General features: G+C 48.8%; 12 protein-coding genes. 3 read left to right on the forward strand and 9 right to left on the reverse strand.

Annotation, left to right across the window (positions count from 1 at the left end):
- Positions 1-8 precede the first annotated feature (8 nt).
- From EYB31_RS22080 to EYB31_RS22090, 3 genes are all read right to left on the reverse strand, one after another.
- The gene (locus EYB31_RS22080; RefSeq protein ID WP_131015591.1) at positions 9-1550 is read right to left on the reverse strand and encodes an extracellular solute-binding protein; all 1542 of its coding nucleotides are present in this window, start codon (positions 1548-1550) and stop codon (positions 9-11) included.
- Positions 1551-1647: 97 nt separating this feature from the next.
- Positions 1648-2523, reverse strand: coding sequence for a carbohydrate ABC transporter permease (locus tag EYB31_RS22085; protein ID WP_131015592.1), 876 nt, complete (start codon positions 2521-2523; stop codon positions 1648-1650).
- Positions 2524-2540: 17 nt separating this feature from the next.
- Complete coding sequence (locus EYB31_RS22090; protein WP_240762719.1) at positions 2541-3518, reverse strand: ABC transporter permease; 978 nt, start codon at positions 3516-3518, stop codon at positions 2541-2543.
- Between the two features lie 265 nt (positions 3519-3783).
- On the opposite strand from EYB31_RS22090, the gene EYB31_RS22095 reads away from it, so the two are divergent.
- The 3 genes from EYB31_RS22095 (at position 3784) to EYB31_RS22105 (ending at position 7650) form a co-directional block, all read left to right on the forward strand.
- Entirely contained in the window at positions 3784-5583 is a 1800-nt protein-coding gene (locus EYB31_RS22095) for a sensor histidine kinase (protein WP_165452549.1), read from the forward strand.
- Positions 5584-5607: 24 nt separating this feature from the next.
- The gene (locus EYB31_RS22100) at positions 5608-7227 is read left to right on the forward strand and encodes a response regulator transcription factor (RefSeq protein ID WP_131015595.1); all 1620 of its coding nucleotides are present in this window, start codon (positions 5608-5610) and stop codon (positions 7225-7227) included.
- A 129-nt stretch (positions 7228-7356) separates the two neighbouring features.
- The gene (locus EYB31_RS22105) at positions 7357-7650 is read left to right on the forward strand and encodes a DUF3817 domain-containing protein (protein WP_131015596.1); all 294 of its coding nucleotides are present in this window, start codon (positions 7357-7359) and stop codon (positions 7648-7650) included.
- Between the two features lie 9 nt (positions 7651-7659).
- Here EYB31_RS22105 and EYB31_RS22110 read toward each other — a convergent pair whose 3' ends face one another.
- From EYB31_RS22110 to EYB31_RS22135, 6 genes are all read right to left on the reverse strand, one after another.
- Entirely contained in the window at positions 7660-8454 is a 795-nt protein-coding gene (locus tag EYB31_RS22110; protein WP_131015597.1) for a lipid II flippase Amj family protein, read from the reverse strand.
- A 40-nt stretch (positions 8455-8494) separates the two neighbouring features.
- Positions 8495-9430 (reverse strand): GNAT family N-acetyltransferase, encoded by a 936-nt coding sequence (locus EYB31_RS22115; RefSeq protein WP_131015598.1) that lies wholly within the window; start codon positions 9428-9430, stop codon positions 8495-8497.
- Positions 9431-9601: 171 nt separating this feature from the next.
- Positions 9602-10963, reverse strand: a complete 1362-nt coding sequence (locus EYB31_RS22120) for a sulfatase family protein (RefSeq protein WP_240762721.1) — start codon at positions 10961-10963, stop codon at positions 9602-9604.
- A 35-nt stretch (positions 10964-10998) separates the two neighbouring features.
- Positions 10999-11859 carry a carbohydrate ABC transporter permease gene (locus EYB31_RS22125; protein ID WP_240762723.1) on the reverse strand — a complete coding sequence of 287 codons (861 nt, stop codon included), beginning with the start codon at positions 11857-11859 and terminating at the stop codon, positions 10999-11001.
- Entirely contained in the window at positions 11859-12752 is an 894-nt protein-coding gene (locus tag EYB31_RS22130; protein WP_131015599.1) for a carbohydrate ABC transporter permease, read from the reverse strand. Before EYB31_RS22130 ends, EYB31_RS22125 begins: the two co-directional genes overlap by 1 nt.
- A 302-nt stretch (positions 12753-13054) precedes the next feature.
- A complete protein-coding gene (locus tag EYB31_RS22135; protein ID WP_131015600.1) occupies positions 13055-14407 on the reverse strand; it encodes an ABC transporter substrate-binding protein in 1353 nt (450 codons plus the stop codon).
- Positions 14408-14522: the final 115 nt, after the last annotated feature.

A 14522-nucleotide genomic window follows, 5' to 3' on the forward strand; every position in this document is an offset into this window, starting at 1 on the left:
CAATCGTATTAGTAACCTGCCGGATATGTTTTCAACAAATTTTCCGTAAACTGCTTGCCTCCGTTTTTATACCAATTGTTGATGTCCTTGGTCACGGCCGCACCTCCGGCATCCTCCCATTTCTTTATAAAACGGTCGTAATTGTCCAGCTTTTCGCTGCCGACCAGCAGTTGCGTATAATAGTCGTCTTCCAGCTTGCTGAGCGCCGCATTGTATTTGGTGTAGCTCTCGAGCGGAGGCATCATGCCGGTAATATTAAAATGCGCCAGCTTGCTGTAATCCTTGTTTACCTTCTCATAGGTTTCGAATAAAATGGCATCCCTTCGAAGACGTGCGAGCCACATTTCTGAATATTCCTTCTCGCGTATGCCAAATAAATACCAATAAGCTTCCCCCCGCTTCTCGCTTAAAGCAGGCATAATCGGAATATATTTGCCATTTTGCTTCGTAAACGTTTCTCCTTCTTTACCCAAAGCAAGATACTCGAAGTTTTTCGGGTCCATCCGTGCATTCATAAATTTCATGGCATCTTCGGGGTGCTTGGCCGATTTCAAAATAACGGTGGCGTATACCATATTGGCGTTAACGGATATCCCTTGCTCTCCGTTTTTACCTATTAAAGGCTGTATAATGTCCGTCTTGGCTTTGGCATTATTTTTGTATAACGCTGAGAACTGGGCTTGCGAAGCCTTCCAATCGGTTGGGATGGCCGCAGCCTTGCCGCCGGCAAATTTCTCGTCAACCACAACTTTTTTATTGACAGGCAGATCACGGTCAAGAAGCCCTTCATTATACAGCTTGATCATAAAAGACATGTAATCCTTCATCGCTGGAAGCTTAAGTGCCGGAACAATTTCGCCGTTCACCTCCATCCACGGGTTATACAGCCCAAATGCACTTTTAATGGTAGGGATTTGTACGGAAGTGCTGGTCAACGGGATCATGTCTTTGTTATTTTCTTTAATCGCTTTTAAGGTTTGATAAAATTCATCCATCGTTGTTGGCATTTTCATGCCAAGCGAATCCAGTAAATCGGATCGGATGCCGATGCCTTGGGAAATATTCAGTCTTTCTGATCTTTTGGGAATTCCGTATATTTTCCCGTTGATGGTCGTCAGCTCCCAAGCCTCTTTAGGAATGCCGTCCAGAACGTTTTGCCCGTATTTGTCAAGCAAATCATTTAAGGGCATCAATGCATTCTGACTCGCCAGCAGACGGAACGCCTCCGGCTGCATACGGATAATGTCGTAATCGGCTCCGGCCGCTACCTCGATACTCAGTTTTTGCACCGGATCGTCTGCGGGAAGCATCGAATACTCCACTTTGTATCCGGTTCTTTCTTCAGTCGCTTTGGACGTTTCATCGGTCCCCGGTTTGGCCAAGGCGTCATATTCCGCCATGACTTTCAGCACGGGCTTTGGTTTTTCGGCCGTCCCGTTAGCCGAAGAACCGGGTTGAACCGGATTGCTGCAGGCGCTGAGAACGCCGGTCAACATCAGCGTGGAAACAAGCGCGCCGTTCATTGCAATTTTGCTTTTTTTATTTTTCATAAGCACCCTCCTTGGATTGCTGTCGTCATCGTTTCTTGCCGCAAAAAATGTAAAATCTTAAGTTTTCCCCCATCTCCCTTTCAATTGCGAGCTGGCGTTAGCCCTTCACCGAACCGATGGTCAGGCCTTTGACGAAATACTTTTGCAGAAAGGGATATAGGATCATGATGGGCAGAGCGCTCAGCACAATGGTCGCCGATTCGATCGTCGCCGTCGTTATATTCATCGCCCTTTCCGGATCGCCCTCCAGCCGCAAATTTTCAATTCCTTTAATCATCTCGTACAGAAACAGTTGAAGCGGTTTCAAATTGGTTTTGTTAATGTAAAAGAGCGGGTGCAAATAATCGTTCCAAAATGCGACTGCATAAAACAATCCGATCGTTGCCAGCGATGGGAGCGAGATGGGAAGGATCAGTCTGAATAAAATGGTCAAATTGCTGGCACCGTCGATTTTGGCCGATTCCTCTAATTGCTCGGGGATTTGTTCGAAAAACGTCTTCATAATAAATACATTGAAGGGAATGATCAAATACGGGATCATCATGGACCAAACGGTATTCATCAGGCCAAGCCCTTTGACGAGCATGTAGTTCGGAACAATCCCGCCATAAAACAGCATGGCGAATACATAAATCATGATAAACAAGTTTCTGCCCTTCAACCTGGGCTTGGATAGAGGATAAGCCGTCAGCGTGGTAAACACAAGGCTCAGCGATGTACCGACAACCGTTACAAAAAGCGATATCGACAGTGCGTTAACAAAACCGGATTTAAATAACACAAATTCATACGAATCCCAGTGGATTTCAACCGGCCATAGAAATACTTTGCCGGCAATGACGGCCGATTCGTCGCTTACGGATTTGGCGATCAAGTGAATCCAAGGTATGAGGCAAACCAGGCCGACAGCAATAAAAAACAGCGAATTGGCGACTAGAAACAAGCGATCCGGAAGAGAGCTTTTGCCCGACATGTTGAATGTTCCTCCCTTTACCATATGCTTCGGCCGACCAGTGCCCGGCACAAATAGTTGCCGCTCACAACCAGAAACAGTCCGATGACGGACTCAAACAGTCCCAGCGCCGTGGCCTGGCTGAAATTCATTTGGCCTAAGCCGATTCGATACACATAAGTTTGAATAATATCCGCCGATTCGTAAACCGCCGGATTGTACATCGCCAGCACCTGTCCAAAACCGGCTTCCAGCATATTGCCCAGTCTGAGAATCAGCATCAAGGAAATAATCGGGATCATGGCCGGCAATGTAATATAAAACATCTTGATAAATCTCCCTGCTCCATCCATCTCCGCAGCTTCGTATTGTTCCGTATCAATAGAAGCGATCGTCGCCAAATAAATAATCGTGCCCCACCCAACCTCTTTCCAGCCGTCGGAAATAACAAGAACGGAGCGAAATACCGCATTATCGGTAAAAAACATTACCGGAGGCAAACCAAGCGCGCCCAATAGCTGATTAATCATGCCTTCATTGCCCATAAATACGTAAAAAACGCCAAATACGACAATCCACGACAAAAAGTGCGGCAAATAAATAAAGGTTTGAATGCTTTTCTTAAAAATAGCCGAACGAAGTTCATTAAGCAGCAATGCCAGCAGCACGGGAAGCGGAAATAAAAAAATAATTTTGTACACGCTGATCAGCACCGTGTTCCGCAGCGCTCTTCCGAAATCAGGGCTTATGAACAGGCTTTCAAAGTGCGCTAGGCCAACCCATTGGCTTTTGTAGATGGCATCGGCGATGCCGTCTCCCAGAAACAGCTGGAAGTTTTTAAAGGCGATGGTTAGACCGTAAAGCGGAATAAATTTGAAAATAACTACCCACAACAAACCCGGAATCAGCATGACATACAAGTCGATATGTTTATAAAAATAACTGCCTATTATTTGCGTTCCGGCAAACTTGCTTTTTGGCGCTTTGACGGCTAAAGCGGTTTTGTCTGCGCTCATTACCTCCATCCTTTCGTTAACATGCGGGTTCCCTGGCCCCAACTTCAATGCCGCTAATAAACGATCCCCCTCCCGGTCACTTTGTTTTGCAAGGGCTTCCTTATCAAGTCCGCACATTGATCTTATAACCGAATCCATCCGCTGTGTATAAGGCAATACTCCGATTCCTGGTAATATCCAAACAATCTCGCGCCCGGTGAAGTTTTCGTTTGTATTCATGTGGTAAAATAAGAGCACATACAAAATGACTGCAGGAGGGTGGGACGTGAACGGCTTGAAATTCGGCAAAATGCTTCCAAACCGGCAAAACCAGACATGGCGGCTGGCGGTCTTGTCTATGTTGATCCTCGTCCCGTTCTATATCGTTTCTTTCTTTTTCTACCAGCGTACGGTTGCTGAGCTGCACAAAGAAGTAAACGCTTTCTTACTTGAAACATTAACACAATTGGAAATGAACATCTCCTATAAATTAAATGCAATTCGCGATATGTCCAATGTTGTCGCTGTCCCCGAGCTGCGCCAATATTTAAGCAAAAACGATGCTGGAGAAATCGAAGAAAACATTGGACAGCAGATTTCCGACTACCACTCGCTGGAAAACTTAATCGAACTGAATTTGAAAAAAAACAGCGATATCGACAACATCCGGCTGTTTGTGGACAATCGCTACATGTTTTCCCGGGAAAAAGTACGGTTTTTCCAAATCGATCAACTGGCCGCTGAGCCATGGTACCGGCAATGGATCTCCGAAAATAAGCAGATGTTATGGAAAAGCACATATATGGAGCGGCTTCCTTCCGTCGCCACCACCAACGAGCACATATTTTCCGCCGTCCGTTTAGTCCACCCTATGGAAAATCTCGAAGATATCGTTGGCGTATTGTTTATCGATGTGACTGAAAACCGTCTGTACAGCATGATTAGTTCTTTAACTCAGCGTACAAATGGCAGGGCTTACATCGTCGATCAAGACGGATATATCATTTCCGCCGCCGATAAAAGCCAAATCGGCAAGCCGCTTGTAGAGAGCGGCAGATGGAAAGAGATCGGCTCGGAACCGGAAGGGTTCGCAACCATTGCCATTGATGAAACAAGCATGGTTGTCGTTCATAAGCAAATCCCGGTTACGGGCTGGCATATTGTTGACGCCATACCGGAAAATATGCTTCAACAGAGTATCTCCCGGTACCGTATCGCGCTGAATTTTATTACTGTCGTCTTTGTCATCATTGTTTTACTGCTTTCGATCTCTTCGATCTACGCGATTATTTCCGGAAAAATTACGTTGAGCATCCGCAGAATCAACCGGGCGATGAAATCCCACACTCCCGAATATATGGGCTCGCAAGCACATGCAAACAACGGCATCGGCAAACTTGAGTTGTCGATTCATCAAATGATCGACACTATCCGAAATTTAACGGAGCAATCTTACGAGGCAAAACTTCGTGTCAAAGAAGCTCAGTTAAAGGTACTGCAGGCGCAAATCAATCCTCACTTTTTATACAACACGCTGGACACCATCAAATGGATGGCGCTTCGGAAACAAACGGATCAACTCGGCAGCTTGGTGGATTCGCTCGCGGAATATTACCGAAGAAGCCTGAACAAAGGAGAAGAAATCGTCACGCTCGCCTACGAGCTGAAGCTTGTTCAAGTTTATCTGGACATACAGCAGCTGCGAACCGATCAGCCTTTCCATTACGAGCTGAGCATACATGAATCTTTGAACGATTGTCTGATTCCCAAGCTGATCATTCAGCCTGTTATCGAGAATGCGCTGCAGCACGGAATTTGGCATAGAGAAGACAGGTCGGGTTCTATTTATTTGCAGGTAAGCAGTACAAATGGCCAGTTGACCGTTTCGGTAACCGACAATGGCGTCGGTATGTCCGACTCAAAGATCAAGCAAATTACGAGTGGTTTGACGAAAGAAGGGAATTACGGTTTATACAATGTCAATGAGCGTATCCGCCTGTTTTTTGGAGAGCAATACGGCATCGACATCAAATCGGAAGCGGATAAAGGAACCGTAGTTACACTTCGTCTTGCCGTGAAGTTATAGCAAACGGTGAAAGGAGCTGCAGGCATGTATCGTTTAATGATCGTAGACGATGAACCCGTACTGCGGAACGGGCTGGCGGAACTTGTTGATTGGCCGAAATACAACATTCAGGTTGCGGGGGTGTACTGGGACGGCATTGAAGCTCTGGAACAACTGCAGCGGCTCGATCCGCATATCGTGCTTACGGATGTGCAGATGCCTCGCATGAACGGCGTTGAGTTAAGCCGGAAAATCAGAGCGTTTTCTTCCGAAATTCAAATTGTATTTATTAGCGGATTTGACGAATTGGAATATTTGCGCAATGCCCTGCAGGTACAAGCTGTAGATTACATCTTGAAGCCATTAAAACATGCCGATTTGGAGGCCGTTCTGAGGGAAATTATAAGGCGGTTACATGAAACAAATGAGCAGAAGAAAAACAAGCAGCTGATGGAACGCAAACTAAGTCAAAGCTTGCCTTTGCTGCAAGCAAAACATATGCAGGATTTCGTTAAAAACGGCGAGCCGGAATTCGGCGACTGGCAAGAACGGCTCCATCTGCTGGAATTGCAGTTTCCGGTCGAAGGGTTGTTCCTGATGGTTGTCGTCAGCATCGATAATCGAGCCGATACACTTGGCGCATTAGCCAGGAATGCTCAGGAGCAAGCTGCCGCTCGGATCTTGCAGGAATGCGAAAATATGATTCGTCCGCATGCCGCCGCTTATTATTGCTTTGAAAGCGGCTTTGGTGAATATACCTGCGTGATGCATGTTCAGGACGCGGAGCGGATGGAGCCGCTGTTGAAGCAGTCGGAAGCGCTCAAGCAAACTATTTACGCGGCTGTGAATGTGCCGGCATCAATCGGAATCGGAGAACCTTTTCGCCGGTTTGATTTATTAAAACAATATTACAGCATGATTTCGCAAGCATTAAAGCAAAAATTGTATCATGGAAAAAGCAGTACCATTTATGCCAAACATGTTGAAAAATCGGAGGAAAACACTGTTCTCCCAAGCGAGCCGAACGTAGAAAAGCTGCTGTCCGCCATCAAAAAAGAAGGCTTAATGTCCGAACAATTAAATCCAAACATCGATCAGTTGTTCCAACGGCTTCGTTCCGGCATGGAGCTGTCGCTGGAGGATTGCCGGCGCATTTGCTTACGCCTTGTTCTGGACATATCGGCGCCCTATAAGCTAACTCATACGGAATTTATTCAGCGCTGGGAGAAAAGCTTCTGGGATAAAATATCAAAATTAGACATTCTCGACGATATGAAGGACACTGTGTGCATTTACTTGTCTGAGCTGTATTCATCTATTTTGACAGGGCATTGCAATAAGCATCACAAAACGGTGTCCCAGCTCAAACGAATCATGGATGCAAAATTCGACGGCAAGCTGACCATTGAAGACTTGGCGAAAGAGATGTATATGGCTCCCAATTATTTAAGCACCATATTCAAACAAGAAACAGGCGTCACGATTAATGAATACATGATGTGGGTGCGGATCGAGAAAGCCAAAGAAATGATTCTAAACACAAACAAACGAATCGTGGATATTTCCGCTGCCGTTGGATATACCGACCCGGCTTATTTTACAAAAGTATTCAAACGGCATACCGGTATTAACCCAAGCGAATACAAAACAATAATAAAACCTTAAGCATAGTTCGCTGAATCGACAAGGAAATGTAAGCCGAATCTATGTTTTCAGTTTAGCCGTCATGCTAGAATAAGAGAAGCTTTCGAAACAGAACCCCAGCCGTTTAGGAGAAAAGGAGAGCAACCATTCGTGAAAAAAACAGCCGCTCTTAGCTTTCGCATCATCAGTTTTATGGAAGGCATCTCGTTTCTTTTGCTTTTATTTATCGCCATGCCGCTGAAATATTTCGCGGACATGCCCGGTCCGGTATCCGTCACGGGAATGATTCATGGAGTGCTATTCGTCTTATATCTTGTCGCTATGGTGATGATGGCCGTCTTGTTTCGCTGGAAAATTATCCGCATCATCGGCGCTATCTTCGCATCCCTGCTTCCGTTTGGGCCGTTTGTACTTGATGCTCGGATCAAAAAGACCCCCCATTAACAAAAAAGCTTAAAGCAAGCCGATCACAAACAAGATCCACTGGCTGGCGGGAACCAAGATGAGCTGAGCAAGCAGCGTACCGGCCAAACGCGAGACCATCAGCAGCGCAAACACTTTGCCCAGCCGCGCCTGCTCCTGCTGGTCGGTCATCGCTTTATCCGTAAGCATCGCCAGCTCCGGATCGATAAAAATCGTCATAATAATTGTGGCAACCCCGTTGATGAGACCTGACGATTGGGACGCGGCCGTACTTAAGCCGGGCTCCAAATATGCCGCGTACAACGAAGCCAGAACCCCAACCGTGTAAATCGCGGTAACTACGCAGTTGAGCAGCAGCAGACGTTTCGGAACCCCGTATAGGCGAAGCGACTTGATCATGCCGAAAGTAGGCTTCTTCAAGTAGTTTTTCGCCTTCTTCAGCTTATCGAAGGTCACACTTGTAATCAGATTTGGTATGGAGCCGTACGTCTCCAATTGGACGATCACCCTTGCGCACAAAAACACCATGGACGGAAAAAGCACCATCGCGACCAGCGTGCCCACCGTGGACGCACCCAATATGTAGCGCAGCGCCAGCTCCAGATCGAAGCCGCTGTTGTTTTTGGCGAAGTCGATCATTTTCCCCATCATCGGCGCTTGCAGCAGGTTGGACGTACGCGATATGAGCAATATCATGCCGGCCAGCGACAGCGAGACCGCCAGCTTGCCCGTCCGGACCCCGGCATATCTTAGAGCAAAAGACAACGTCTCCGAAGCGTGAATCAACAGCGTTAACGCGCAGACGATCAGCAGCTTCTCAAGCAATGCCGGCGCCTCCCTTCATTTTCCGTTTGCAACCGCTTATTCACGAACGTTCTGACCCGCTGGTCCAGGTTGCTCTTGTATAACCCAGCAGCATACCAACCCGCTGCATGTTGCGGAAGCTGGCCGACACGTAAGCAGCCTGCGAGACGATCCAAAAACAGTTGTGCCGTGCGGCTTCCAGCGCTCTGGCGTGCAGCAGCGCCGCATGTACGCCCCGGTTCCGGAACTGCGGAAGCACCGCGGCAAAAGTAAAGGAGGCCAGTCCCCCGCTCCTATACATCACTCCGACACCGGCGGGCTCACCATCAACCGCAGCCAGATAAAACTTCCATCCGGGCCGTCCATATAATACCACATTGTTGTCAGCCACATGCCCTTTGCCGGAAATCGGCAGCCCTGTTCCAAGGCAGTGAATTTCTGCATAAAGTTCGAGCTCGTCCGCGGAGAGCCCGCGAACGGCTATGCCAGCAGCAACCGGGGAATCGTCAAGCGGCCCGGTCACGGCGGCTGATGCGCCGCACAGCGATTCCGCAGCGCTGTGCCGCACGGCCGCTGTCGATGCATCCCCCCGTTTACCCCCGGCTTCACCCATCTCAACAGCATGTTCCGGCCTGCCATACAGCGAAGCATGAAAGCCGGTTTGCATTAAACCCCGCTCGGCAAGAGATCGGAACAGCGCCGCTGAAGCTTTCGCCGGAGTAACTTCGAATTGCGGCCTACATCCGTTGTCCTTGTAAAATGCGATCATCTCATCCAGCAATGGCAGCTCGTTTTCGCTGATTCCTTTGACCGTGTTAAACTGCGGCCACGGCATGCTGGTGCTGCGAAAAGCCGCGGCGCCGCCAAACATCCGCATATCGACGCCCATCGGATTGCCCGGCCGTTCCTTGATGGCGTTCATGCGGTCTGTCATGTATTGAATCTCGGAATACTCGATTTCTTCAGCCAGCAGCCGGCTTAAAATTTCACCCCGCATATGATGCCGCCTCCTTTTTTTAAATTATCCATTCATCTTTGTCCACTGATTATACCATAAAATGGATAAGCGGCATTTCAGCATTTTACCTTCCCCTTGCGCGATCTGCAAGAGGAGAATGGAGCAGTGAAAAAACGACAAAAAAAGCAGATCGCCGGATCTGCTTTTGCGTTATTCATAATATTCCGTTTCCAGCACGAGCAATTGGCCCGCGTCGGTCTCTTCAGCCGGATGGATGACGGGTGCCGCTTCACCGGCTTCGACCATACGCTCAATCAGCTTGGTCCGCAGTATCTGTTTGACTTCGCGATGAGACTTTTTGCCGATCAGATTGTTCAGCTCCCACGGATCGGCCTGCAGATCATACAGAAATTCCTCCGTGTAAGCGCTGCTGGCTGCTTCTTTGATTCCGTCAAGCTGCGGAGCGCTGACGGCATATTTCCAGCGGCGGGTGCGAATTGCGCGTCCGACCTGCGATTCGCTGATCTGCACGAAGACGTCTTGCGGCCAATTCACTGCCGTTTTCCGGACAAGCGGCAGCACCGAGCGGCCTTGCATCGTTTCCGGCACCTCAATGCCCGCAGCATCCAACAAGGTAGGCGGCAGATCGATCAAGCTGACCAGCTCGTTCACCCGGCCGCCCCCGTTAAAACCCGGCCCCCAAATGGCGCCCGGAATGCGGATTGAGCTTTCGTGGCAGGAACGTTTGTATTCGCCGTTTCTTGTCTTAAAATGGCAGCCGTGATCGGATGTAAACAATACGATCGTGTCTTCGGCAAGGCCCAAGCTGATTAGCGAATCCATCAGCCGTCCCAGGGCGTCGTCGAGGCGTTTGACCATGGCGTAATAACCGGGCAAATGCCGCTGCGCCGTACCGCCAAGCGCGGCCAGATCAGGCGGCGTCCATGATGAGGCATAACGCTGCTCTTGAGCGCGGGGTGCCGGATAATCGTCACGCCGGTTCTGATGATGCGGCTCCAAATAAGAAAGGAACAAAAAAAACGGCTGCTCCTTATGGTTGTCGATATAACGCACGGCGGCATCCGTCAGCGCATCCACCCGATATCCGGGAAGTTTCACCCGTCGGTTATCGTTATCGTACAGCACGGTGTCGTATGCGTCCGACGTATGCTCAAGCGAATCGGCGGCCAGCCAATATTTGTACCCGCCGCGCAGCGGCTCAGGCACCGGTTCCGTGCGGGTGCTGGCCAAGTGCCATTTGCCGATATACCCCGTCTCGTAGCCGTGCTCGTTAAATTCGTCAGCTATCGTGCGGCTGCCCGCCGGCAGCGGGATCGAATTTTTGTAGCAGCCTGTCGTTGTCGCATACAGCCCCGTCTGCAAACAAGAGCGGGCAGGACCACAAACCGGCTGGCACGTGAACGTATTGTACAAATGAGTGCCTTCATGCGCCCAATGGTCCAGATTGGGCGTCAGCTGCAGCGGATTGCCGTGCAATCCGGCCGTATCCCATCGCTGCTGGTCCGTAAAAAACACAATCACATTTGGCTTGCGCCGCATTGACGTTTCCATCTCATCCCTCCCTGCTTCAGTGCTGCTTATCCAGCTTATCCTTTAATCCCGGTCGTCGCAATGCCCTCTACAAAATAACGCTGGAACATAAAGAAAATCAGCACCGGAGGCAAAATCGCCAGCACCGACATCGCCATAATCTGATTCCAGGCAACCGTGCCGCCGGTTGAATCGATGGTCATGCGCAGCGCCAAAGATACGGTATACTTTTTGACACTATTAATGAAAATAAGCGAGTTAAAGAAATCGTTCCAGGTCCATATGAATTGAAAAATGGCGGCGGAAAACAAAGCCGGTTTGCACAGCGGCAGCAAAATGCGCACCAGAATCGTAAACGGATTGCAGCCGTCGACCACGGCGGATTCATCCAGCTCGCGCGGCAGACCGCGGAAAAACTGCACCAGCATAAAAATAAAAAACGGATAACAGGCGAAAATCGCCGGCACGACAAACGGCAAATAGCTGTCCAGCCAATCCAAATCGCGGAAAATCAAATACCGCGGAATAATAATGACCGCTTGCGGCAGCATCAATGTCGAGATCATTAACGCGAACAGCTGATTTTTCAGCGGAAAGCTAAATCTTGCGAATCCGTAAGCGACAATTGCGCTGGATAACACCGTAAATACGACGGTCGGTGCAACAAGCAGCAGCGTATTGGCAAAAAAAGTCGCGTACGTGTATTGTCCCGTTCCGGTCCAGCCCTTGCCGTAAGAGTCCCACACAAAATGCTCGGGAATCAGGCCAAGCGAACCAAACAGATCGGAGTTGGTTTTAAACGAGCCGAAAAACAGCCAGATCAGCGGGTAAATCATCAGCAGACCAAAAGCGCATAACAGCACGTTTTTAACGATCCGCCCCGTCAGAGTCGGTTCTTTGCCATACTGCAGCATCATCAGCTTCTCCCCCCGTCTTCATAATGCACCCATGATCTTGACGAACGGAAGATAATCAAGGTCAGTATTAAAATGATCGCAAACAGCACCCACGACAATGCGGAAGCGTAACCCATCTTTAACGTCTGGAAGGCATCGTCGTATATTTTTAAGCCGATCAAATACGTCGATTTCACGGGTCCCCCGTTGGTTACAACAAAAGCCGCGGTAAACTCCTGCAGCGCTCCGATCGTTTGCATGACAAGATTAAACAAAATGATCGGTGTCAGCATCGGCACGGTGATGAACATAAACATCCGCAGGCGGCTTGCTCCGTCCACCATAGCGGCTTCGTACAAGTCCATCGGTATTTGCTTTAAACCGGCAAGGAATAACACCATGGACGAACCAAACTGCCATACGACGAGAAAACTGATCGTCCACAGCGCAATCGACGGACTTCCAAGCCAGTCAACGGATGGAATGTGAAAAAAGGAAAGCACTTGATTGACGATCCCTTCTCTCATAAAAAGAAACCGCCACAGCAAGGAGATGGCCACGCTGCCGCCGAGAATGGACGGAAGGTAATACATCGTCCGGTACAGGTTGATGAATCTGCCCTTGGAGTTCAGAATGATCGCCACCAGCAGCGCAAAAGCCAGCTTGGCCGGAACCGCAATCAGCGTATATAAGAAGGTAGCCTTCAGCGACGGGAAAAAGTCTTTATCGTTCGTAAACATGGTGATGTAGTTTTTCAAGCCGACAAAGTGAGTCGCTTTCACTACCGAATAGTCGGTAAACGAGTAATAAAAGGATAAGATCAGCGGGTACAGCTGGAACCAGGCAAACCCGATGATCCACGGAGAAATGAACAGCAGGCCCCATACGGAATGACGGAGCGTGAAGCGCTTCATGGCCGTCGCCCCTTTCTTTGTGTAGTCTTGGATGCAGGTTTGGCGGAGTTATTATGAATATTTATACATAAACTCCATCATTCCGGGAAAGAGACGGTAATCCACCGCTCGTGAAAACCATGTTTTAAATAATTTACCTTGCGGTAAAAACATGGTTTTCAAGGCGGACGTAAACTTTCCTTACCGTTCTCTTACCCTCCATGATTGCATGAATAAATATTCACACTTTCACCGAACCTGGTATCGCGTTGCAGAGAGTTGCGCCCGCCATGGGCGGCACTCCTACTAGAATAATCTGGATATTACTTCTTCAGTTCCTTCAGTTTGTCGCCGTAGCCTTTTAAGATTTCGTCGGCGGTTTGATCGGCGGTTTGTTTGGCGTAAATCAATTTCTGGAAGGCGTCTTTGACGATTTGCGCAAGCTCTGCGTTGGTGCTGATCACGTTAGGCGCCACCGATTTCACTTTGGCGGCCAAATCAAGGCCTTTGGTAATGTTCGGGTCAAGCTTGTTTGCATCCTGCAGCGCTTTTTTGGCGGTGCTTGCAGCCGGAATGCCCCGCTGAGTTTCAAGCAGCAGCGCCGCGTCTTTGTCGTTGGTCATCCAGTTGATGAACTTCACGGCTTCATCGGCGTTTGGCGATTTTTTGTTAACGGCAAAGCCGGTGCCTGCGATGACCGGGTTGCCGGATTGGGCCGCGCCGTCCATTTGCGGGAATGCGCTTACAGCAAGTTTGCCATTTGTTCCAAGCGCTTGTTTGTACTTGTCGTAGCTTTGCACATAGTCAAACAACATGCCGATTTCGCCTTTGACCCATTTCGGATTTTGCTCCATTTTGCCGACAAATGCGGAGCTGTCGCCAAACGGCTCAATGACGCCGTTTTTATACAGATCGGACATGTAGGTCAGTCCTTTAACCAGCTGTTCGCGGTTAAAGCCGGTTGTGAAATCGTCGTTGATCCACGTCTTGCCGCTCAACTGCGCAATATACGGCTGCAGGATGAGCTTGTTCAGCACGTCGACGTCCGCTGTCAGCAAGTAAGCCTTTGCATCTTTTTCATGGATTTTTTTGCCTTCCTCCATGATCTTATCCCAGGTCCATACGGTGTCTTTGGCGATGCCGTATTTGTCAAAAAACGCTTCGTTATAAAACGTAGTAGCCGCAAATGCACCCGACGGCACCATAATCATCCGGTCTTTGTAAGTGCCGAAATTTTTAATAACCTCAGGATCGATGCCTGAGACATCAAGAGACTTGTTGCCCTTCAGATCAAGCAGGAAGTCGGACATGTCATTGTCCCATTCATACGTAAACTGCAGCAGATCGGGAGCGGTATTGCCCGCAAATTGAGTCAGCAGCTTTTTATAAAATCCGTCAAAGCCCATATATTCGGCTTCAATTTTCACATTTGGGTTTTGTTTCATATACAAGTCGATCGCTTTCAGCGTCGCCTGATGACGCGGGTCGTTGCCCCACCAACTGAAGCGCAAAGTTACTTGCTTCGCGCTCGCCGCGGCATCTTTGCCGCCGTTCGAGCCTGCCGCCGGTTGCGCCGGTTTGGCCTCGTTGGCCGCATTGCCTCCACAAGCCGCAAGCGCCGCCATCATCATAGAACCTACAACTGCACTGGAGATAAGCTTAGTTATTTTTTTCAACCTTGAATCCCCCTAACGTTATATTTGGCGCCACAACCATCATAACACCCGGTTCGATTCTGAAAAAAGGGATACCATTTTAGAAAACGGTTACAATTTTTTGTACATTTTTAAA

Origin of the sequence: Paenibacillus thalictri, assembly GCF_004307995.1 — a bacterium.
In the GTDB taxonomy this organism is placed as follows: Bacteria; Bacillota; Bacilli; order Paenibacillales; family NBRC-103111; genus Paenibacillus_AF; species Paenibacillus_AF thalictri.

What these genes read in the sequence shown, in the direction of transcription:
- EYB31_RS22120 (WP_240762721.1), bottom strand. Translation starts at nt 10,963, where the DNA reads ATGGAAACGTCAATGCGGCGCAAGCCAAATGTGATTGTGTTTTTTACG.
- EYB31_RS22100 (WP_131015595.1), top strand. Translation starts at nt 5,608, where the DNA reads ATGTATCGTTTAATGATCGTAGACGATGAACCCGTACTGCGGAACGGG.
- EYB31_RS22115 (WP_131015598.1), bottom strand. Translation starts at nt 9,430, where the DNA reads ATGCGGGGTGAAATTTTAAGCCGGCTGCTGGCTGAAGAAATCGAGTAT.
- EYB31_RS22125 (WP_240762723.1), bottom strand. Translation starts at nt 11,859, where the DNA reads ATGATGCTGCAGTATGGCAAAGAACCGACTCTGACGGGGCGGATCGTT.
- EYB31_RS22130 (WP_131015599.1), bottom strand. Translation starts at nt 12,752, where the DNA reads ATGAAGCGCTTCACGCTCCGTCATTCCGTATGGGGCCTGCTGTTCATT.
- EYB31_RS22080 (WP_131015591.1), bottom strand. Translation starts at nt 1,550, where the DNA reads ATGAAAAATAAAAAAAGCAAAATTGCAATGAACGGCGCGCTTGTTTCC.
- EYB31_RS22085 (WP_131015592.1), bottom strand. Translation starts at nt 2,523, where the DNA reads ATGTCGGGCAAAAGCTCTCTTCCGGATCGCTTGTTTCTAGTCGCCAAT.
- EYB31_RS22090 (WP_240762719.1), bottom strand. Translation starts at nt 3,518, where the DNA reads ATGAGCGCAGACAAAACCGCTTTAGCCGTCAAAGCGCCAAAAAGCAAG.